At 66.1% G+C, this 19,220-nt stretch carries 17 protein-coding genes; 11 read left to right on the top strand and 6 right to left on the bottom strand.

The genetic code is table 11. The annotated features are described in order from the left end of the window. Nucleotides 1-83 precede the first annotated feature (83 nt). The 5 genes from CFB47_RS27770 to CFB47_RS27750 all read left to right on the top strand — a co-directional run bounded on the left by CFB47_RS27770 (nt 84) and on the right by CFB47_RS27750 (nt 6,183). Nucleotides 84-1,190: an ABC transporter ATP-binding protein gene (locus tag CFB47_RS27770; RefSeq protein ID WP_089462921.1), complete on the top strand. Its 1,107-nt coding sequence runs from the start codon at nt 84-86 to the stop codon at nt 1,188-1,190. Between the two features lie 77 nt (nt 1,191-1,267). Next, the gene (locus CFB47_RS27765; protein ID WP_089462920.1) at nt 1,268-2,314 is read left to right on the top strand and encodes an ABC transporter substrate-binding protein; all 1,047 of its coding nucleotides are present in this window, start codon (nt 1,268-1,270) and stop codon (nt 2,312-2,314) included. 102 nt (nt 2,315-2,416) lie between these two features. Beyond that, nucleotides 2,417-3,682: an ABC transporter permease gene (locus CFB47_RS27760; protein ID WP_179259025.1), complete on the top strand. Its 1,266-nt coding sequence runs from the start codon at nt 2,417-2,419 to the stop codon at nt 3,680-3,682. Between the two features lie 37 nt (nt 3,683-3,719). Next, a complete protein-coding gene (locus tag CFB47_RS27755; RefSeq protein ID WP_027791109.1) occupies nt 3,720-4,556 on the top strand; it encodes an ABC transporter permease in 837 nt (278 codons plus the stop codon). Between the two features lie 208 nt (nt 4,557-4,764). Beyond that, on the top strand, nt 4,765-6,183 hold the full coding sequence (locus CFB47_RS27750; RefSeq protein WP_089458951.1) for an MFS transporter: 1,419 nt from the start codon (nt 4,765-4,767) through the stop codon (nt 6,181-6,183). Nucleotides 6,184-6,289: 106 nt separating this feature from the next. Here CFB47_RS27750 and CFB47_RS27745 read toward each other — a convergent pair whose 3' ends face one another. After that, entirely contained in the window at nt 6,290-8,023 is a 1,734-nt protein-coding gene (locus CFB47_RS27745) for a protease pro-enzyme activation domain-containing protein (protein WP_089442951.1), read from the bottom strand. Between the two features lie 645 nt (nt 8,024-8,668). On the opposite strand from CFB47_RS27745, the gene CFB47_RS27740 reads away from it, so the two are divergent. The 3 genes from CFB47_RS27740 to CFB47_RS27730 are packed head-to-tail and all read left to right on the top strand — an operon-like array spanning nt 8,669 to nt 9,857. Next, nucleotides 8,669-8,992 carry a helix-turn-helix transcriptional regulator gene (locus CFB47_RS27740; RefSeq protein WP_089458952.1) on the top strand — a complete coding sequence of 108 codons (324 nt, stop codon included), beginning with the start codon at nt 8,669-8,671 and terminating at the stop codon, nt 8,990-8,992. Then, the gene (locus CFB47_RS27735) at nt 8,992-9,423 is read left to right on the top strand and encodes an SRPBCC domain-containing protein (RefSeq protein WP_089457839.1); all 432 of its coding nucleotides are present in this window, start codon (nt 8,992-8,994) and stop codon (nt 9,421-9,423) included. The genes CFB47_RS27740 and CFB47_RS27735 overlap by 1 nt, the downstream gene beginning before the upstream one ends. After that, nucleotides 9,420-9,857 (top strand): DUF1801 domain-containing protein, encoded by a 438-nt coding sequence (locus tag CFB47_RS27730; protein ID WP_089457840.1) that lies wholly within the window; start codon nt 9,420-9,422, stop codon nt 9,855-9,857. Before CFB47_RS27735 ends, CFB47_RS27730 begins: the two co-directional genes overlap by 4 nt. Nucleotides 9,858-9,978: 121 nt before the next feature. On the opposite strand, the gene acnA is transcribed toward CFB47_RS27730, so the two are convergent. From acnA to CFB47_RS27705, 5 genes are all read right to left on the bottom strand, one after another. After that, nucleotides 9,979-12,696, bottom strand: a complete 2,718-nt coding sequence (gene acnA / locus CFB47_RS27725) for an aconitate hydratase AcnA (protein ID WP_089462918.1) — start codon at nt 12,694-12,696, stop codon at nt 9,979-9,981. 52 nt (nt 12,697-12,748) lie between these two features. After that, a complete protein-coding gene (locus CFB47_RS27720; protein ID WP_089462917.1) occupies nt 12,749-14,200 on the bottom strand; it encodes a bifunctional 2-methylcitrate dehydratase/aconitate hydratase in 1,452 nt (483 codons plus the stop codon). Between the two features lie 22 nt (nt 14,201-14,222). Further along, nucleotides 14,223-14,738 (bottom strand): hypothetical protein, encoded by a 516-nt coding sequence (locus CFB47_RS27715; protein ID WP_089442945.1) that lies wholly within the window; start codon nt 14,736-14,738, stop codon nt 14,223-14,225. A gap of 230 nt (nt 14,739-14,968) precedes the next feature. Beyond that, nucleotides 14,969-15,976: a CoA ester lyase gene (locus CFB47_RS27710; RefSeq protein WP_089462916.1), complete on the bottom strand. Its 1,008-nt coding sequence runs from the start codon at nt 15,974-15,976 to the stop codon at nt 14,969-14,971. A 184-nt stretch (nt 15,977-16,160) separates the two neighbouring features. Then, a complete protein-coding gene (locus CFB47_RS27705; RefSeq protein WP_006479357.1) occupies nt 16,161-17,147 on the bottom strand; it encodes a malate dehydrogenase in 987 nt (328 codons plus the stop codon). A 288-nt stretch (nt 17,148-17,435) separates the two neighbouring features. Between CFB47_RS27705 and CFB47_RS27700 the strand changes: the two genes are divergently transcribed. The 3 genes from CFB47_RS27700 (at nt 17,436) to sdhD (ending at nt 19,220) form a co-directional block, all read left to right on the top strand. Continuing rightward, on the top strand, nt 17,436-18,260 hold the full coding sequence (locus CFB47_RS27700; protein WP_039358249.1) for a GntR family transcriptional regulator: 825 nt from the start codon (nt 17,436-17,438) through the stop codon (nt 18,258-18,260). 170 nt (nt 18,261-18,430) lie between these two features. Further along, nucleotides 18,431-18,847, top strand: a complete 417-nt coding sequence (sdhC, locus tag CFB47_RS27695; RefSeq protein ID WP_034185792.1) for a succinate dehydrogenase, cytochrome b556 subunit — start codon at nt 18,431-18,433, stop codon at nt 18,845-18,847. Nucleotides 18,848-18,851: 4 nt separating this feature from the next. Next, nucleotides 18,852-19,220, top strand: coding sequence for a succinate dehydrogenase, hydrophobic membrane anchor protein (sdhD, locus tag CFB47_RS27690; RefSeq protein WP_011355745.1), 369 nt, complete (start codon nt 18,852-18,854; stop codon nt 19,218-19,220).

Raw genomic sequence — 19,220 nt, 5'->3', positions numbered from 1 at the left:
TGGTTCCCTATTGTAGAACCGTGGGCGCCGTATAGTGGCTCGCATCTCAAAATCAATTGTCGCGAAGCAAGGGGACAGCCACGATGAAGTCCGATGATGTGATCGTCAGCTTTCGCGGCGTGCGGAAGACCTACGACGGCGAGACGCTGGTCGTCAAATCGCTCGACCTCGATATCCACCGCGGGGAATTCCTGACGCTGCTCGGGCCGTCCGGCTCGGGCAAGACCACCTGCCTGATGATGCTGGCCGGCTTCGAATTCCCGACCGGCGGCGAGATCCGCCTCGACGGCGAGCTGCTGAACAACGTGCCGCCGCACAAGCGCAACATCGGCATGGTGTTCCAGAACTACGCGCTGTTTCCGCACCTGACGGTCGAGCAGAACGTCGCGTATCCGCTGACCGTGCGCAAGCTGCCGGCGGCCGAGCGCGCGGAACGCGTCGCGCACGCGCTGAAGATGGTGCAGATGGAGCGCTTCGCGAAGCGCTACCCGGCGCAGCTGTCGGGCGGCCAGCAGCAGCGCATCGCGCTGGCGCGCGCGCTCGTGTTCGAGCCGAAGCTGGTGCTGATGGACGAGCCGCTCGGCGCGCTCGACAAGCAGTTGCGCGAACACATGCAGTACGAACTGAAGGCGCTGCACGAAAAACTCGGCGTGACCTTCGTGTACGTGACGCACGACCAGGGCGAGGCGCTGACGATGTCCGATCGCGTCGCCGTGTTCGACAAGGGCATCGTGCAGCAGCTCGACACCGTCGACCGCCTGTACGAATCGCCGTGCAACGAATTCGTCGCGAACTTCATCGGCGACAGCAACCGGCTGCGCGGCACCATCGCGCGCGTCGACGGCGAATTCTGCGAATTCAGGCTCGACGACGGCACCAGGCTCGTCGGCCGCCGCATCGGCGAGGCGGCCGAGGGGGCGCCGGCCGTCGCGTGCATCCGCCCCGAACGCATGAGCCTCGCCGCGCACGGCGCGAACGGACACGCGAACGGCGCGGCCGCCAACCAGCTGAGCGGCGAGGCGCGCAGCCTCATCTATTTCGGCGACCACGTGCGCATGCGCTGCGCGCTGCCCGGCCAGGACGAATGCTTCGTGAAGGTGCCGCTCGGCACCGGCGCGCTCGATGCGTTCTCGCCCGGCGCGCCGGTCGCGCTCGCGTTCTCGCCCGAACACCTGCGCGTGTTCGCTTGAGCAGGGTTTTCCCGATTTTCCGTAGCACGTCGTCAACAACAACTGCCCACTTCCACCACGAGAGGAGAGGAACCACCATGAACCGAGCACGCATTACCGCACGGCGCACCGCGCTGGCATTGGCGCTCGCCGTCGTCGGCGCATCGGCATCGGCTGCCGAACTCACGGTCGTCAACTTCGGCGGCGCGAACGGCGACGCACAGAAGGCCGCGTTCAACCAGCCGTTCGAGAAGGCGACCGGCAACAAGGTCACGGCCGTCGAATACAACGGCGAGCAGGCGAAAGTGAAGGCGATGGTCGAGGCGAAGCACGTCAACTGGGACGTGGTCGAAGTCGAATCGGGCGACCTGAACCGCGGCTGCGACGAAGGGCTGTACGAGAAGCTCGACTGGTCGAAGATCGCGAAGAAATCCGACCTGATTCCGGAGTCGCCGCAGGTGTGCGGCGTCGGCTTCTTCGTGTGGTCGACGGCGCTGTCGTACAACGCGGACAAGCTGAAATCGGCGCCGACCGGCTGGGCCGATTTCTGGAACGTGAAGAAATTCCCCGGCAAGCGCGGCATGCGCAAGGGCGCGCGCTACAACCTCGAATTCGCGCTGATGGCCGACGGCGTCGCGCCGAAGGACGTGTACAAGGTGCTCGGCACGAAGGCCGGCCAGGACCGCGCGTTCAAGAAGCTCGACGAGCTGAAGCCGTACATCCAGTGGTGGGAAGCGGGCGCGCAGCCGCCGCAGTTCCTCGTGGCCGGGGACGTCGTGATGTCGACCGCGTACAACGGCCGCATCGACGCCGCGCAGAAGGAAGGCAAGAACCTGAAGGTCGTGTGGAACGGCAGCATCTACGACCTCGACTACTGGGCGATTCCGAAGGGCTCGCCGAACAAGGCGCTGGCCGAGCAGTACATCGCGTACACGCTGACGCCGAAGCCGCAGCAGGGCTACGCGCAGCACATCGCGTACGGCCCGACCAACATCGCGGCGATCAAGTCGCTCGACGCGAAGACGCTCGCGAACCTGCCGAACTCGCCGGCCAACGGCAAGAACGCGGTGCTGGAAGACATCGGCTTCTGGACCGACCACAGCGACGAGCTCGAGCAGCGTTTCGCCGCGTGGGCGACGAAGTAACCGTCGTTCAGGCATCCTGATGCAACCGGCCGTGCGACGCGTCGATCGTGTCGCGCGGCCTTCCGCCGGATCGTGCCCGGCCGGAGAGAACCGTTGAATACGATGACGATCGCGCCTTCCTCGCCGTCGAACGCCGCGCTCAAGCGCGAGCTGAAGGCCGCCGAGGCCCGCAAGCGCACGATGGCACTGCTGCTGGTCGCGCCGCTCGCGATTTTCCTGCTGCTGATTTTCGTCGTGCCGATCGGCGCGCTGCTCACGCGCGCGGTGCAGAACCCCGAGATCGCCGCAGCGCTGCCGAACACGGTCAGGGCGCTGTCGAGTTGGGACCGCAAGGCGCCGCCGGCCGACGCCGCGTATGTCGCACTCGCGGCCGACATGACGAAGGTGGCCGACAGCGAGGCGATGGGTGCGCTCGCGCGGCGGTTGAACACCGAGATTCCAGGCTATCGCTCGCTCGTCGCGAAGACGGCGCGCGCGATGCCGCTGAGGGGCGAGGGTGGGGCTGGCGACGCGGCACTGACGCCCGCGCAGACGCGCGACAAGCTGGTCGAGCTCGATTCGCGCTGGGGCGACGCCGCCTACTGGCAGGCGATCGCGAAGAACGGCAGCGCGTATTCGCCGTTCTACCTGCTCGCCGCGCTCGACCACAAGCAGGACGGCTTCGGCCACATCGTGCAGGCCGACCCCGACCAGTCGATCTATCTCGCGATCTTCGGCCGCACGTTCGTGATCGGCGTCGCCGTCACGCTGTTCGCGCTGCTGCTCGGCTATCCGCTCGCATACTGGATCTCGACGCTGTCGGAGCGGCGCGCGAACCTCGTGATGATCCTCGTGCTGATTCCGTTCTGGACGTCGGTGCTCGTGCGCGTCGCCGCGTGGATCGTGCTGCTGCAGAGCGAAGGGCTCATCAATACGGCGCTGATCGGCAGCGGGCTGATCTCGCATCCGCTGACGCTGCTGTTCAACCGCGTCGGCGTGTATATCTCGATGACGCACATCCTGCTGCCATTCATGATCCTGCCGCTGTACAGCGTGATGAAGTCGATTCCGCCGACCTACCAGCGCGCGGCCGTGTCGCTCGGCAGCCATCCGTTCGCCGCGTTCTGGCGCGTGTACGTGCCGCAGACCTACCCGGGCGTCGGCGCGGGTGCATTGCTCGTGTTCATTCTCGCGATCGGCTACTACATCACGCCCGCGCTGCTCGGCGGGCCGAACGACCAGATGGTCAGCTACTACGTTGCGTACTTCACGAACGTGACGATCAACTGGGGTATGGCGTGCGCGCTCGGCGGGCTGCTGCTCGCGGCGACGCTCGTGCTGTACGCGGTGTACGGGCGCTTCACGCGCACCAACGTGAGCCTCGGCTGAGCGCCGCGTGCAACGAAACGGGAAGGGGATTCGAACCATGAAACTCGCCAGGCCGCTGTTCGCGCCGCACATGTCGTTCGTCGAGCGCGCGTGGTACGTCGCATTGCGCGTGCTCGTCGTGCTGACGCTGCTGTACCTGATCCTGCCGGTGCTCGCGATCGTGCCGCTGTCGTTCTCGTCGAGCACGTTCCTCGTCTATCCGATCCCGGGCTTCTCGATGCGCTGGTACGAGAACCTGATCGCATCGGACGAGTGGCGGATGGCCGCGAAGAACAGCTTCATCGTCGCGCCGTCGGCGACCGTCGTCGCGACCGTGCTCGGCACGCTCGCCGCGATCGGCCTCACGAAGGCCGACTTCCGCGGCAAGGGGCTGCTGATGGCCGTGCTGCTGTCGCCGATGATCGTGCCGGTCGTCGTGGTCGGTGTCGGCATGTACCTGTTCTTCGCGCCGCTCGGGCTCGCGAACACCTACACGGGGCTGATCGCGGCGCACGCGGCGCTCGGCGTGCCGTTCGTCGTGACGACGGTGGCGGCAACCCTGCAGGGCTTCAACCAGAACCTCGTGCGCGCGAGCCTGTCGCTCGGCGCGAATCCGGTGTCGACGTTCTTCCGCGTGACGCTGCCGGTGATCGCACCGGGCGTGATGTCCGGCGCGCTGTTCGCGTTCGCGACGTCGTTCGACGAAGTCGTCGTCACGCTGTTCCTCGCGGGCGCCGACCAGACGACGCTGCCGCGCCAGATGTTCACCGGCATCCGCGAGAACATCAGCCCGACGATCGCTGCGCTCGCAACGATCCTGATCATCTTCTCGACGAGCCTGCTGCTGGCGCTCGAATGGCTGCGCGGTCGTAATGCGCGGCGCGCGGTGAGCTGACGCGGCGAGCCTGCGTGGCCGTGCATCCTGCGCGGCCATGCATTTGCTTTCATTTCGCTGACTGACGAGGCGGCCGCCTGCACGTTCGATGCGGCTCTGCAACAATACGGGGCGCGGCGGCGCGCGTTCCGTGCGGTGCGTCCGGAACGCCGCCGCGAGTCCAATCCGCGACGCGGCGCAACGCGTCGCTCGTCAGCCGAGCCTCATCTTGTCCGAATTCGCTTCCCCCGCCGGCGCGCATGAGCCGGCCGTCAACTGGCGCGCGATGTCCGCCGTGCTGCTCGCCGTCGCGCTCGCGACGCTCGACACCGCGATCGCGAACACCGCGCTGCCCGCGATTGCCGCCGACCTGCATGCGTCGCCGGCCGCGTCTGTCTGGATCATCAACGCGTACCAGCTCGCGATGGTCGCGACGCTGCTGCCGTTCGCGTCGCTCGGCGATATCGTCGGCCACAAGCGCGTGTATGTCGCCGGGCTCGCGGTGTTCACGGTGGCGTCGCTCGGCTGCTCGCTCGCGTCGACGCTGCCGATGCTGACGGCCGCGCGGATCGTGCAGGGCTTCGGTGCGAGCGCGATCATGAGCGTGAACGTCGCGCTGATCCGCGGCCTGTTTCCCGCGCACCGGCTCGGGCGTGGCGTCGGCTTCAACGCGCTCGTGGTCGGCGTGTCGTTCGCGGTGGGGCCGACCATCGCTTCGCTGATCCTGTCGGTCGCCGCATGGCCGTGGCTGTTCGCGGTGAACGTGCCGCTCGGCGTGTTCGCGCTTGCCGTGGCGATTCCGTCGCTGCCGCAGACGGCGCGCGGCAAGCATGCGTTCGATCCGGTCGCGGCGCTGTTCAACGTGATCACGTTCGCGTCGCTGATCTTCGCGCTCGGCGAGTTCGCGCAGCGCGGGCCGCTTTCCATCGTGTTCGCGGCGGCCGCGGTCGCGCTCACCTTCGGCTGGCTGCTGATTCGCCGTCAGGCCGGGCACCCGGCGCCGATGCTGCCGGTCGACCTGTTTCGCCGGCCGGTGTTCACGCTGTCCGCGCTGACCGCGGTGTGCGCGTTCGCTGCACAGGGGCTCGCGTTCGTGTCGCTGCCGTTCTATTTCGAAACCGTCCTGCATCGCAATGCGGTCGAGACGGGCTTCCTGATGACGCCATGGTCGGCGATCGTCGCGCTCGCCGCGCCGATCGCGGGGCGCTTGTCGGATCGCTATCCGCCGGGCCTGCTCGGCGCGATCGGTCTGGCGTTGCTGAGCGCGGGCATGGTGTCGCTCGCCGCGTTGCCGGCGGCGCCCGGCGTCATCGACATCGGCTGGCGGATGATGCTGTGCGGCGCGGGCTTCGGTTTCTTCCAGTCGCCGAACCTGAAGGCGCTGATGTCGAGCGCACCGCCCGAGCGCAGCGGCGGCGCGAGCGGGATCATCGCGACCGCGCGGCTGATCGGGCAGGCGACGGGCGCGGCACTCGTCGCGCTGTCGTTCGGGATCGCGGGGCGCCACGGGCCGACGCTCGCGCTGATGCTCGGCGCGGGCTTCGCCGGGGCCGCGAGTGTCGCCAGCGGATTGCGGCTCTTTGCGCCGTCGCATCGGGCCGGTGTGCCGGCCGCGTCGGAGCGCGTGGGCGAGCAGGCGACGGAGTAGGGTGGCGCGCGGTTGCGGCGCAAGCCGATGGCCGAACGACGATCGCGGGAACGTCTCGAGCCGGCGCGCGGCAGAACACCGCCACGCGCCGGCCTTCACGCTTCGCTTAGAACCCGCCCGACTTGATCAGCTGGTTGAGGTTCGCGATGTTCAGGCTGCCGAAGCCGGTCGTGTAATCCCAGCCAGTGCCTGCGTTGTAGCCATACCCCTGATAGCCGTTGTTTCCCGACACCACGTCGTAGCGCACGAGCGACGGGTTCGACGGAATGTCGGCGTAGAACTTGCCGGCCGGGAAGCCGAGGCCCGTGCCGTTCGCTGCGAGCAGGCGCGCCCAGAGGCCGGTGAAGATCGGCGCGGCGAGGCTCGTGCCGCCGATCTGCTGCAACTGGCCGTAGTTGTAGATGTACGCGCCGGTGCTTTGCGCGGCGTCGAACGCGACATCCGGCAACTGGCGGTTGCTGCCCGACTGCCACGACGGCGCGGGCAGGATCGTGCTGACGCCGCCGCCCGTCGCCCACAGCTTGCCGTTGCCGTCGAGCCCTTCGTTCCACACCGTCTCGCTCGAGAACGCGCCCGACGACGTCGTGTAGAGCGTCGTGCCGCCGATCGCGAGCACGTGCGGCGACGATGCCGGCCACGACACCGTGTAGTTCGAGCCGTCCGGATAGCCGCGGTTGTTGCACTCGTACACGCCTTCGTCACCCGACGAAACGGAGAACGTCTGGCCTTGCGCCGCGGCGGTCGTGAAGATCTGTTCCTCAGCGTCGAGCGTGCCGTCCGCGCTCGCGTCGGTCTCGCACCAGCCGAGCGATACGTTGATCACCTTCGCGGTGTTGTCCGACACCGCGCGGTTGAACGCCTGCGTGAGGCCCGTGTTGCCGCTCGCATTGAGGTCGGCCATGTAGAACACGAGCTTGCCGACCTGGCCGCCGGCCGAGCCGACGATCGACTGGCTGTCGAGATCCCATTCGCCCTGACCTTCCTGGTCATCGGTGTAGCTGCCGCCGGTGCCGTTCGTCTTGATGGTCTGCGTCGACACCGCGCCGTAGCCGTTGCTCGACGTGAACTGCTTCAGGTCCTGCAGCGTCTGCGACACGCCGCCGATCGTGATGATGCCGACGGTGACGCCGGCTGCGGTCGGCACGCCGGTTGCGTTGTAGAGGCCCGGGAATTCCTTCGGATAGTGGCCGGTCGCCGTGCCGGCTGCCAGCGCCTGCGGCTTCGACACGTTGCCGATGCGCAGCAGCGGCCGCGCGTGTGCAACGTTCTGCAGCCCGAGCACCGAGCCGACGACGTCGCCGAGCGCGCGCGGCACCTGCGCAGTCGACGTGTTCGCGAAGCCCGAGTGACCCGCGTAGTCGAAGTGCACGAGCGACGTGTTGAATGCGGTCTTCACCGTGGCGGCCGTGCCGCTGGCGGAGACCAGCAGGCGGTTCGGCGCGACCTCGACGTTCACGAAGCCGCTCTTGTGCAGATAGTCGACGACCGACTTGACCTGCGCATCGGTCGGCGCGTAGTTGGCGAGGAACTGCTCGTGCGTGAGGTACTGGCGGTAATGCGCGCTGCCGGGCCGGTTCACGTCGCGCGCCAGTTGCTTGAGCTGCGCGGCGTTGCGCAGTTTCAGGCTGACGACGACGTTGGTCGTTTCACCGCCTGCCAGTTCGAGCGACGGCGCCGCGCTGCGCGCCATCAACTGCGGGCCGGTCAGAAAGGCCTTCGTATGCGTATCGACCCAATCCGTCGTCGCATGCGCCGCGGCGGCGGCGAACACGAACGGTGCCACGCACGCGAGGCGGCGGGGTGACGGAAGGGGAAGGGCAAACCAGGTGTTCCTTTTCATCGGGAGTCCTTTTTTAGGAGAGGCGACGTTACTGGAACCCCCGGCCCTTGTGGGGCCGCGAGCGGTGACGAGCGTAGGGCGTCGGTGCCGTTCGGGTAGCTGCCATTTTCCATAGCTGTCAGTTCTGACATCGGCGCGGGTGCACGCCTGTGCTGCGTCATGCGCGTATGGGAATTGCGGCAGCGGCGAGCGGAACCGGTTCGCGATACGGCGGCGCAGCGGCGCGCGACGCTCGCGCGCACGAGTCGCTCGCCGCGACGCCGGAACGTGCGCGATCGCGGAGCGAATCGCCGTGTGAACGCATCGCGCGCGACCGGTCGTAGTCGCACGCCGCGTCGCACTATGTGGTCAAGCGCCGCGACACGGCAGGAACGGATTCGCGCGTGCACAAAATTGGGGTCGCTCGACCGCAAACGTTTCCCGAACTGTGGAACGGTGCTTCCGGCAGTCTTGCGGGTGTCTTTCGGATCGCATGCGGCAATTGCGGATTAGAGGAAAAGTTCGAATTCGGTGGCGTGGACGCCCCGGCGCGGCGGATAGCGGGCACGCGCAAGATCGCGTGGCGTCGTTCGCGAGATTCCGCCTTGACGTGCGTCGATCAGCGGATATGCTTCAATTCATAACCATCGGGTTATGGATTTGGACATGCAGAACGCACACGACATGCTTTTCAGGACACTGGCTGATCCCACGCGCCGCGCGCTCTTCGAGCGGCTGTGCGCGGACGGCGAGCTGACGGTTGCCGCGCTGACGGCCCATGCGGGCGTCTCGCAGCCGGCCGTCTCGAAGCATCTGGGCGTCCTGAAGCAGGCCGGGCTCGTGAGCGACCGTCACGAAGGCCGGCAGACGCACTACAGCGCGCAGCCTCAAGCGCTGGCCCCGTTGATCGACTGGACGAGCCAGATGGCCGGCTTCTGGCAGACCCGGTTCGATGCCCTCGAAGCTCTTCTGAAAAGGATGGACCAGTAATGAACCAGGCCACCACCGAAACGCGCTCCGTCGTCGTCGACCGGGAGCTGCCTCATCCGCCGGAGAAGATCTGGCGCGCGCTCACGCAGCCGCACCTGATCGAGGCGTGGCTGATGAAGAGCGACTTCGAGCCCGTCGCGGGCCGCGCCTTCAGCTTCCGTGCGGACTGGGGCTCGGTCGACTGCACCGTGCTGGCGATCGAACCGCCGCGCACGCTGTCCTACACGTGGGCCGCGTACGGCCTCGAAAGCGTCGTCACGTGGACGCTCACGCCAACGCCGCGCGGCACGCACCTGCGGATGGAACAGGTCGGCTTCCGTCACGACCAGGAGCAGGCGTACCGCGGTGCGCAGCACGGCTGGGTCCGCTTCTTCGACTCGCTCGAACAGGTGCTGGCACGCCCCGACGAAGCCACGGAGGCTCGCGCATGAGCACAACGGATCTCACGCCGTCGGAGCGTATCGACGCGCTGATCGCCGGCATCGCCGACTGGCGCGGCAAGACCTTCGCCGACCTGCGCCAGACGATCCTCGACGCGCAAGCGGGCATCGTCGAGGAATGGAAATGGATGGGCAGCCCCGTATGGTCGTGCGACGGGATGATTGCGGTGGCGAACGCGCACAAGGGCAAGGTGAAACTGACCTTCATGCACGGCGCGCAGTTGCCCGATCCCGACAAGCTCTTTAACGACGGCCTCGACGGCAATGCGCGGCGTGCGATCGATTTCTTCGAAGGCGACAAGCTCGACAAGCGGGCACTGAAGAATCTGGTACGCGCGGCGATCGACTACAACCGCACGCATCTGAAGAAGAACACCCGGCGAGCGGACGCAGGCACGAAGGCGCGGGCCGACAAGGCGGCGTGACGCGCCGCACGACCGGTCACGCGGCGTAGCGCAGGCAAAAAAAGCCCGACACGAGGTCGGGCATCCAAATCGGCCGCAACCGCCCGCGAGGCGGCTGCGGCACCTGCAAGGTGCAGGCCGCTTACGCTGCGAGCAGCGAGCGCAGCACGAACGGCAGGATCCCGCCGTGCTTGTAGTAGTCGACTTCGATCGGCGTATCGATACGCAGCAGCACCTGCACGCGCTGCGATTCGCCGTTCTTGCGGTGGATCACGAGCGTGACGTCCTGTTGCGGCTTGAAGTCGTCGCCGAGGCCTTCGATGTCGTACGTTTCTTCACCGGTGATGCCGAGCGACTGGACGCTGTCCGCGCCCTTGAACTGCAGCGGCAGCACGCCCATGCCGACCAGGTTCGAGCGGTGGATGCGCTCGAAGCTGCGTGCGATCACGGCCTTCACGCCGAGCAGTTGCGTGCCCTTCGCGGCCCAGTCGCGCGACGAGCCCGTGCCGTACTCTTCGCCTGCGAACACGACCGTCGGCGTGCCGGCGGCAACGTACTGCATCGCTGCATCATAGATCGACTGCTGTTCGCCGCTCGGCTGGTGGATCGTCAGGCCGCCTTCGACGCGCGTGCCGTCCGCCTTCGGCGGGATCATCAGGTTCTTGATCCGGACGTTCGCGAACGTGCCGCGCATCATCACGTCGTGGTTGCCGCGGCGCGAGCCGTAGCTGTTGAAGTCGGCCTTCTGCACGCCGTTTTCCTTCAGCCACTTGCCTGCCGGCGAGTCTTCCTTGATCGAGCCTGCCGGGCTGATGTGGTCGGTCGTGACCGAGTCACCGAAGATGCCCAGTGCGCGCGCGCCCTTGACCGTCGGGATCGACGCAGCCGGTTCCATCGAGAAGTCGTTGCCGAAGAACGGCGGCTCGGCGATGTACGTCGACTTCGGCCAGTCGTAGACCTGGCCCGATTCGCCCTCGATCTTGCTCCAGAGGTCGCCCTTCTTGGTCAGCTTCGAGTAGTTGTCCTCGAACTTCTTCGGGTCGAGCGCGAACTTGAGCAGCGCGTGGATTTCTTCGCTCGTCGGCCAGATGTCGCCGAGGTAGATGTCGCGGCCGCCCTTGCCCTTGCCGACCGGTTCGGTCATCAGGTCGCGCGTGATGTTGCCGGCGATCGCGTAGGCGACGACCAGCGGCGGCGACGCGAGGAAGTTCGCGCGGATGTTCGGGTGGATACGCGCTTCGAAGTTACGGTTGCCCGACAGCACGGCTGCCGCGACGATGTCGTTCTTCGTGATCGCTTCGTTCAGCTCCGGCGTCAGGTCGCCCGCGTTGCCGATACAGGTCGTGCAGCCGTAGGCCGCGACTTCGAAGCCGAGCTTCGACAGGTAGGGCAGCAGGCCCGTCTTCGTCAGGTACTCGGTGACGATGCGCGATCCCGGCGCGAGCGAGGTCTTGATCTTCGGATCGACCGTGAGGCCGGCCTCGACCGCCTTCTTCGCGAGCAGGCCGGCGGCCAGCAGCACGCTGGGGTTCGACGTGTTGGTGCACGACGTGATCGCGGCGATCAGGATGTCGCCGTTCTTCACGTCGACGCCGTTGCTCGTCGTGTATTGCGCGGCCAGGTCTTCCGCCTTCTTCGCGAAGCCGTTTTCCGCGACCGGCTTCGAGAACAGGTCGGTGAACGTCGACTTGACGTGGCCGATCTCGATGCGGTCCTGCGGGCGCTTCGGGCCGGCCAGCGACGGCGCGACCGTCGTCAGATCGAGCGTGACGACCTTCGTGTAGTCGATGTCGCCGGCCTTCGGGATGCCGAACAGCTTCTGCGCCTTGAAGTAGTTTTCGAACGCGGCGATTTCGGCCTTCGTGCGGCCCGTGCCTTCGAAGTACTCGATCGTCTTTTCGTCGACCGGGAAGAAGCCCATCGTCGCGCCGTATTCGGGCGCCATGTTGCCGATCGTCGCGCGGTCCGGCAGCGACAGCGACTTCGTGCCTTCGCCGAAGAACTCGACGAACTTGCCGACGACCTTCTCCTTGCGCAGCATTTCGGTGATCGTCAGCACCAGGTCGGTGGCCGTCACGCCTTCGCGCAGCTTGCCCTTCAGCTCGACGCCGACGACGTCCGGCGTCAGGAAGTACACCGGCTGGCCGAGCATGCCGGCTTCAGCCTCGATGCCGCCCACGCCCCAGCCGACCACGCCGATGCCGTTGATCATCGTCGTGTGGCTGTCGGTGCCGACGAGGGTGTCCGGGTAGTACACGGTGTCGCCGCCGTCCGCCTTCTTGTGGACGCCGCGCGCGAGGTATTCCAGGTTCACCTGGTGGACGATGCCGACGCCCGGCGGCACGACCTTGAACGTGTCGAATGCCTGCATGCCCCACTTCATGAACTGGTAGCGCTCGTTGTTGCGCTGGAATTCCAGTTTCATGTTCAGGTCGAGCGCGTCCTTCTGGCGGAAGTAGTCGATCTGCACCGAGTGGTCGACGACGAGATCGACCGGGACCAGCGGCTCGATCTTCTTCGGGTTCTTGCCGGTACGCTCCGCGACGCCGCGCATGGCCGCGATGTCGGCGAGCAGCGGCACGCCCGTGAAGTCCTGCAGCACGACGCGCGACACCACGAACGGAATCTCGTCGACGCGCTTGTCGTTCGGCTTCCAGTTCGCGAGCTGCTGGATGTGCTCTTCGGTGATCTTCTTGCCGTCGTAGTTGCGCAGCACGGACTCGAGCACGATACGGATCGACACCGGCAGGCGTTCGATCTTCGTCTTCAGTTCCTTGCCGAGCTGCGGCAGCGAGTAGAACTTGCCTTTGCCGGAACCGCTGTCGAATTCCTTGAGGGTCTTGTGGAGATTGTGGGCCATGGTGATTTTCCTGGGTTTAAGGCTAGGAAACTACGTGTCCTGTAAATGACGGCTATATCACGTACAGATCGACGTACTCATCGACCGGCATCGCTTCGAGCTTTGCCTGGTCCAGCGACACGTCGAGAATCGCTTGTTGCTGCTTGGCCGGGAAGCGGCGGGCAAGGTTGGTCCTGAACTTCTCGACCAGGAGCGGGATGCCTTCGGCCCGGCGCCGCCGGTGGCCGAGCGGATATTCGACCGCCACCTCGGCAAGCTTCGACCCGTCCTTGAACTCGATCGTCAGTGCATTCGCGATCGAGCGCTTGTCCGGGTCGTGGTAATCCTGCGTGAACTGCGGATCCTCGACGCACACGGTCTTCGCGCGCAGCGCGTCGATGCGGGGATCGGCGGCGGCCGAATCTTCGTAGTCGGCCGCGGTCAGCCGGCCGAACAGCAGCGGCACGGCGACCATGTACTGGATGCAGTGGTCGCGGTCGGCCGGATTGGCGAGCGGGCCCTGCTTGTCGATGATGCGGATCGCGGCCGCGTGCGTGCGGATCGTGATCCGGCTGATGTCGTCGGTCGTGCGGCCCGCGGCGGCGAGCTGCGCGTGCAGCTGCAGCGCGGCCTCGGCGGCCGTTTGCGCGTGGAATTCCGCGGGGAACGCGATCTTAAACAGTACGTTCTCCATCACGTACGTGCCGTACGGGCGCTGGAAGCGGAACGGCTTGCCGTCGAACAGCACGTCGTAGAAGCCCCAGGTCCTGGCGGTGAGCGCCGACGGGTAGCCCATTTCACCCGTTTTCGCGATCAGCGCGAGGCGCACCGCGCGGGAGGTTGCGTCGCCGGCCGCCCATGACTTGCGCGATCCCGTGTTCGGCGCATGGCGGTAGGTGCGCAGCGCGTGGCCGTCGACGAACGCGTTGGACACAGCGTTGATCAGCTCGTCGCGCGCGAGCCCGAGCAGCCGGCCGACGACGGCCGTCGACGCGACCTTCACGAGCAGCACGTGGTCGAGCCCGACCGCATTGAACGAATTCTCGAGCGCGAGGCAGCCCTGGATCTCGTGGGCCTGGATCATCGCGACCAGCACGTCGCGCATCGCGAGCGGCTTGCGGCCGGCCGCGCGGGCCGTGCGGGAAAGCCAGTCGGCCGTCGCCAGGATCCCGCCGAGGTTGTCGGACGGATGACCCCATTCGGCGGCGAGCCAGGTGTCGTTGAAGTCCAGCCAGCGGATCATCGCGCCGATGCCGAAGGCGGCCTGGACGGGATCGAGCTGGAAGGACGTGCCGGGCACCTTCGCGCCGTTCGGTACGATCGTGCCGGGCACGACGGGGCCGAGCAGCTTGGTGCAGGCAGGGTAGGAGAGCGCCTCGAGTCCGCATCCGAGCGTGTCGATCAGGCAATGACGCGCCGTCTCCAGCGCGAGCGCGCTGTCGATGCCGGTATTCAGCACGTAGTCGACGATATCGACGAGTACCGTATCCGGAGCAGGGCGGACGTTGGAGACCGGGGCGGACATCGAGGGGCCGATGGGAACGCGCTTAGTTCGTTGCCGGCTTCAGCTCGTTCGACTGCGTCGGGGCCGGCGTGCCTTGCGCCATTTCCGGCGTCACGCATTCGTCCGCGAGGCGTTCGCCGCCGTTCGCGTCGGAGAACAGCATCGCCTTGGTCGGGATCACGACCAGCTTGAAGCCTGCGGCCGGATCGTAGAACGTGTCGGCGCCCGTCGTCGTGGCCTGACGCGGCAGCTTGTAGTTCTTCTTCGCCCAGTGAACCGTGACGACCTGGTCGCGCTTCATGTCACCGGCGAGGTCGAACGACAGACCTTCCTTGCAGGACCACTTGACTGCGCCGTCCGGTACCGGATCGACCTTCGCTGCGGCACGTGCCTGTGCCTTCTTGCTGCGCGGGATGATGCGCTTGGCCGGCGCCGGGCGCTTGGCCGCTGCCTTCTTCGCGGTCGTCGTGGTCGTACCCTGGGCAAACGCGCTCGGAGCCGACACCAGCATCGTGGCGGACAAGGCGCCGATGGCGGTAGCGATCAGGAGTTTCTTCATGGAGTCAGAACCTTTCGATAATCAGTTGACAAGGGCCGGCAATCTGCGCCGCCGGCCGGTTTGAAACTGCACGCGCCCCGAAAGCGCGCAGCGGCCGCTATTTTCACCTATTTGGCCGCGTGTATATCAGGTTTTCGGGCTCCGTTACGTTTTTTGTCGTTTCGCAAACCTCTATCCGGTTCGCGCGTCGTCGAATGCATGAAACTCGTGTATCGGCCGGCGGCGCGCGCTTACCGCGCGCTGCCCGCGGCGGCCGGGCCGAACAGCGGCGCGGCCTCGGCCGGCACCGGCTGGCCGGTGGCCCGTGCGCGGCGCAGCACCGACCAGTAATAGCGGTAACTCGCGCGATCGTGCAGCGTATCACCGTGGCGCGTCGGGCCCCAGTCCGCCGCTTGCGCGGCCAGCAGGATCTCGGCGGCCAGCGCGACTTCGTCGGTGCGCGGCGCGAATGCGTCGACGATCGGGCGGATCTGTGCGGGGTGAATGCTCCACATCCGCGTGAACGCGAATTCGTCGCGCGCGCGGCGTGCATCGGCGGCGACGACGCTCATGTCGCGCACCTCGGTCGTCACGTTGTGCGACGGCGTCTTGCCGTGCGCGTGGCAGGCCGCGGCGATTTCCAGCTTCGCGCGACGCACGAGCGGATGCTCGAACTGGCCGGGCGAGCGCATCGCGGAATCGGGAATCGCGCCGTGGTGCGCGGAGACGAAATCCATCAGCCCGAAGCTCAGCGTGCCGACCGTCGGCAACGCGGCGAGGGCGGCCGCCTGCGCGAGCGCGCCGTGCGTCTCGACCAGCACGTCGACCGGAATCGGCTGCGCGATGCCGAGCTCGCGGCGCGTGCCTTCGATGAACGCGGTCATTTCGGCGGCATCGGCGGCGCTGGCGATCTTCGGGAGCGTGATGTAGGCGGGTGCACGCGATGCGCGCAGCACGATGCGGACGTCGTCGCGCCAGTGCGGGTGGGAAAAGTCGTGGATGCGGACGCCGACGCGGCCGAAGCGGTTCTCGTCGCTGCCGAGGATGTCGGTGACGAGTGCCGCGTGCGCGGCTTCCTGGCCGACGGCGGCGCCGTCTTCGCAGTCGAGCGTGATGTCGAACACGGGGCCCAGCTCGGCCTGCAGCGCGAGCGACTTGCGCATCAGCTTTTCGCTGCCCGCGTAGTGATCACAGCAGGGCAGGATCGCGGGCGGGGACGCCCCGTCGTACAGCACTTGTGCGGGAGTGAGCGCGGCCATCTCGTCTACGTCAGGGAAGCGGGTCAACGTGGAGAAAATCGGATTCGGACGCGTTCTGGGCGGGGGCGCGGCAAGCGCGGGGCGGCAAAACGTGCGCGGATCGGATCGGTCGGCCGGGCCGGCGGCTTGCCGGCCCGGGCCGAAACCGGGCTGCCCGAGGGCCGCCCGGCGAGGTGCTTGATGCTTAGTTCTTCAGCAGGTGGGCGACGCCATCGCGCTCTTCGAGCAGCTCGGCCAGCGTGCCGTCCATCTTCTCGCGCGAGAACGCGTCGATTTCCAGGCCTTCGACGCGCTTGTATTCGCCGTTTTCGCAGGTGACCGGCACGCCGTAGATGATGTCTTCGGGGATGCCGTACGAGCCGTCCGACGGGATGCCCATCGTGACCCACTTGCCGTTCGTGCCGAGGACCCAGTCACGCACGTGGTCGATCGCTGCGTTCGCTGCCGACGCTGCCGACGACAGGCCGCGTGCTTCGATGATCGCCGCGCCGCGCTTGCCGACGGTCGGGATGAACGTGTCGCGGTTCCACACGTCGTCGTTGATCAGCTTCAGCAGCGATTCGCCTTCGGCGGTCGCGAAGCGGAAGTCGGGGTACATCGTCGGCGAGTGGTTGCCCCACACGGCGAGCTTCTCGATCGATGCGACCGGCTTGCCCGACTTCGCTGCGAGCTGCGACAGCGCGCGGTTGTGGTCGAGGCGCAGCATCGCCGTGAAGTTCTTCTTCGGCAGATCCGGTGCCGACTTCATCGCGATGTAGGCGTTCGTGTTCGCCGGGTTGCCGACGACCAGCACCTTCACGTCGCGGCTCGCGACTTCGTTCAGCGCAGCGCCCTGAACCGTGAAGATTTCGGCGTTTGCCGACAGCAGGTCCTTGCGCTCCATGCCCTTCGAGCGCGGACGTGCGCCGACCAGCAGTGCGACGTCGGCATCCTTGAATGCGACCTTCGGATCGTCGGTGATCACGACGCCCGCGAGCAGCGGAAACGCGCAATCGTCGAGTTCCATCACGACGCCCTTGACGGCGCCTTGGGCTTGCGGGAGGTCGAGCAGTTGCAGGATGACCGGCTGGTCCTTGCCGAGCAGGTCGCCGTTCGCGATGCGGAACAGCAGGGAGTAAGCGATTTGACCTGCGGCGCCGGTGACGGCAACACGCTTTGCGGGCTTAGCCATTGAAAATCTCCAGGACGGGTAAAGCGTTGGACACTCGCGAAAACGCCATTCTATGCGCGTTGTGCGGAGTGTTGCATTGAAGCAGGGCGGAGGACTCGCGATGGCAGACGCGGTGAACCTGGAGACGGCCGTGGCACGTAGCCGGGGACGCGCTTTTGCACCCGCGAACCCTTGCTCGACCCGGAGTGTAGGAGCCGTCCGGCTCAAAGTCAAACGGTATCATATGTCTTATATAAGACAGATGTTTTGCGGAAATTGAGTGGACTTAAAAGTGCGGTTTGTGATGAAATGCGCGCCATGACATCGAACCAGGCGAATACCGCGAATCAGACCGGCGCAGGCGGCCCAGGGCAGCCGGGCGCGAGCGATCCCGCACCTTCGCCTGCGGCGGCTCCGTCGCCGACGTTCAGCCCGTTATACCAGCAGATTAAGTCATTAATCACGCAAAGTCTCGAAACCGGCGAGTGGAAGCCCGGCGAGATCATCCCGAGCGAGGTGGAGCTGGCGGCCCGTTACAAGGTCAGCCAGGGCACCGTCCGCAAGGCGATCGACGAGCTGGCCGCCGAAAACCTCGTGGTCCGGCGGCAGGGCAAGGGCACTTTTGTTGCAACGCACAATGAAGATCGCGCGCAGTTCCGCTTCCTGCGGCTGCTGGCCGACGACGGTGCCGAGCATCCGCACGTGAGCCGCCTGCTCGAATGCCGTCGCCTGCGCGCGCCGGCCGAGATCGCGCGGCAGCTCGACCTGAAGCCGGCCGATCCGGTCGTGCAGGTGCGCCGCCTGCTGGAGTTCGAGAACGAAGTGACGGTGCTCGACGAGATCTGGCTGCCGGGCGCGATGTTCCGCGGGCTCACGTTCGAGCGGCTGAGCGAGTACAAGGGGCCGCTCTACGCGATGTTCGAGACGGAGTTCGGCACGCGGATGATCCGCGCGACGGAAAAGATCCGCGCGGTCGCGGCGGAGCCGGCGGTGGCCGACCTGCTGCACGTGCCGGCAGGTTTCCCTTTGCTGTCGGTCGAGCGCGTGTCCTATACATACGGAGACCGACCGGTGGAAGTGCGTCGCGGCTGGTATGTCACGACCGGGTACTACTATCAGAATGACTTGAGTTGACGGTGTATCGGCTCAAGCCGAGTGCGTTCGCGTTCCCCACGTTCGCGAAGCACGTTTCGGGCCGCCTTTGTTCTTGTTCGCGCAACTATCCAGAGCAGACTTTCGCTGCAGCGCGATATAAAAAGGCGCTAAAATCGCGGATTAGTGTGACAACATAGTAGGGGTCTAGCATGACTGATGCAGTAAGAAAGCCGAGGCCGGAATACCGGAACATCGGATTCGGCGATATCACGATGAAATATCGCATGCCGCTGGCAGCGATATTGTCGATTCTCCACCGAGTCAGCGGCGCGCTGCTGTTCTTGTTCCTGCCGTTCCTGCTGTTCCTCTTCGACCAGAGCCTCACGTCCGAGCTCAGCTTCGAAGTCTTCAAGGCTTTCCTCTCCAACATCATCGTCAAGCTGATCGTCCTCGCACTGTCGTGGGCCTTCTTCCACCATTTCTGCGCCGGCATTCGCCACCTGCTGATGGACGTCAACCACGACGCCGTCACGAAGGAAGGCGGCAAGCGGACGGCAGTCGTCGTCTTTGTCGTCTCGATCGCGCTGACGATCGCCATGGCACTCAAACTGTTCGGAGCATTCTAAGAAAATGGCAGCCAATAACCGAATCGGCTCGAAGCGCCTCGTCGTCGGCGCTCACTACGGCTTGCGTGACTGGCTCGCGCAGCGTATCACCGCCACGATCATGGCGGTCTACACGGTGATCCTGCTCGTCCTGTTCTTCGGCGCGCACGATTTCTCGTACGAAGGCTGGGCATCGATCTTCGCCGCGCAATGGATGAAGCTCGCGACCTTCGTGATGCTGCTTTCCCTCTTCTACCACGCATGGGTCGGCGTGCGCGACATCTGGATGGACTACGTGAAGCCCGTCGGTGTGCGCCTGCTGCTGCAATCGCTGACCATCGTCTGGCTGCTCGCATGTGCGGGCTACGCCGCGCAGATTCTCTGGAGAGTGTAA

It is taken from the genome of Burkholderia sp. AU27893, from assembly GCF_002223205.1.
In the GTDB taxonomy this organism is placed as follows: domain Bacteria; phylum Pseudomonadota; class Gammaproteobacteria; order Burkholderiales; family Burkholderiaceae; genus Burkholderia.
The sequence above is the reverse complement of the archived record's forward strand: the minus strand, read 5'-3'. Positions and strand labels throughout refer to the sequence as shown.

Bases quoted from the DNA above. Each gene is read 5' to 3' on its own strand.
- CFB47_RS27745 (WP_089442951.1), bottom strand. From the start codon at position 8,023: ATGAAAAGGAACACCTGGTTTGCCCTTCCCCTTCCGTCACCCCGCCGC.
- CFB47_RS27740 (WP_089458952.1), top strand. From the start codon at position 8,669: ATGCAGAACGCACACGACATGCTTTTCAGGACACTGGCTGATCCCACG.
- CFB47_RS27755 (WP_027791109.1), top strand. From the start codon at position 3,720: ATGAAACTCGCCAGGCCGCTGTTCGCGCCGCACATGTCGTTCGTCGAG.
- CFB47_RS27700 (WP_039358249.1), top strand. From the start codon at position 17,436: ATGCGCGCCATGACATCGAACCAGGCGAATACCGCGAATCAGACCGGC.
- CFB47_RS27765 (WP_089462920.1), top strand. From the start codon at position 1,268: ATGAACCGAGCACGCATTACCGCACGGCGCACCGCGCTGGCATTGGCG.
- CFB47_RS27735 (WP_089457839.1), top strand. From the start codon at position 8,992: ATGAACCAGGCCACCACCGAAACGCGCTCCGTCGTCGTCGACCGGGAG.
- CFB47_RS27715 (WP_089442945.1), bottom strand. From the start codon at position 14,738: ATGAAGAAACTCCTGATCGCTACCGCCATCGGCGCCTTGTCCGCCACG.
- CFB47_RS27770 (WP_089462921.1), top strand. From the start codon at position 84: ATGAAGTCCGATGATGTGATCGTCAGCTTTCGCGGCGTGCGGAAGACC.
- CFB47_RS27760 (WP_179259025.1), top strand. From the start codon at position 2,417: ATGACGATCGCGCCTTCCTCGCCGTCGAACGCCGCGCTCAAGCGCGAG.
- sdhD (WP_011355745.1), top strand. From the start codon at position 18,852: ATGGCAGCCAATAACCGAATCGGCTCGAAGCGCCTCGTCGTCGGCGCT.
- sdhC (WP_034185792.1), top strand. From the start codon at position 18,431: ATGACTGATGCAGTAAGAAAGCCGAGGCCGGAATACCGGAACATCGGA.
- CFB47_RS27710 (WP_089462916.1), bottom strand. From the start codon at position 15,976: ATGGCCGCGCTCACTCCCGCACAAGTGCTGTACGACGGGGCGTCCCCG.
- CFB47_RS27720 (WP_089462917.1), bottom strand. From the start codon at position 14,200: ATGTCCGCCCCGGTCTCCAACGTCCGCCCTGCTCCGGATACGGTACTC.
- acnA (WP_089462918.1), bottom strand. From the start codon at position 12,696: ATGGCCCACAATCTCCACAAGACCCTCAAGGAATTCGACAGCGGTTCC.
- CFB47_RS27705 (WP_006479357.1), bottom strand. From the start codon at position 17,147: ATGGCTAAGCCCGCAAAGCGTGTTGCCGTCACCGGCGCCGCAGGTCAA.
- CFB47_RS27730 (WP_089457840.1), top strand. From the start codon at position 9,420: ATGAGCACAACGGATCTCACGCCGTCGGAGCGTATCGACGCGCTGATC.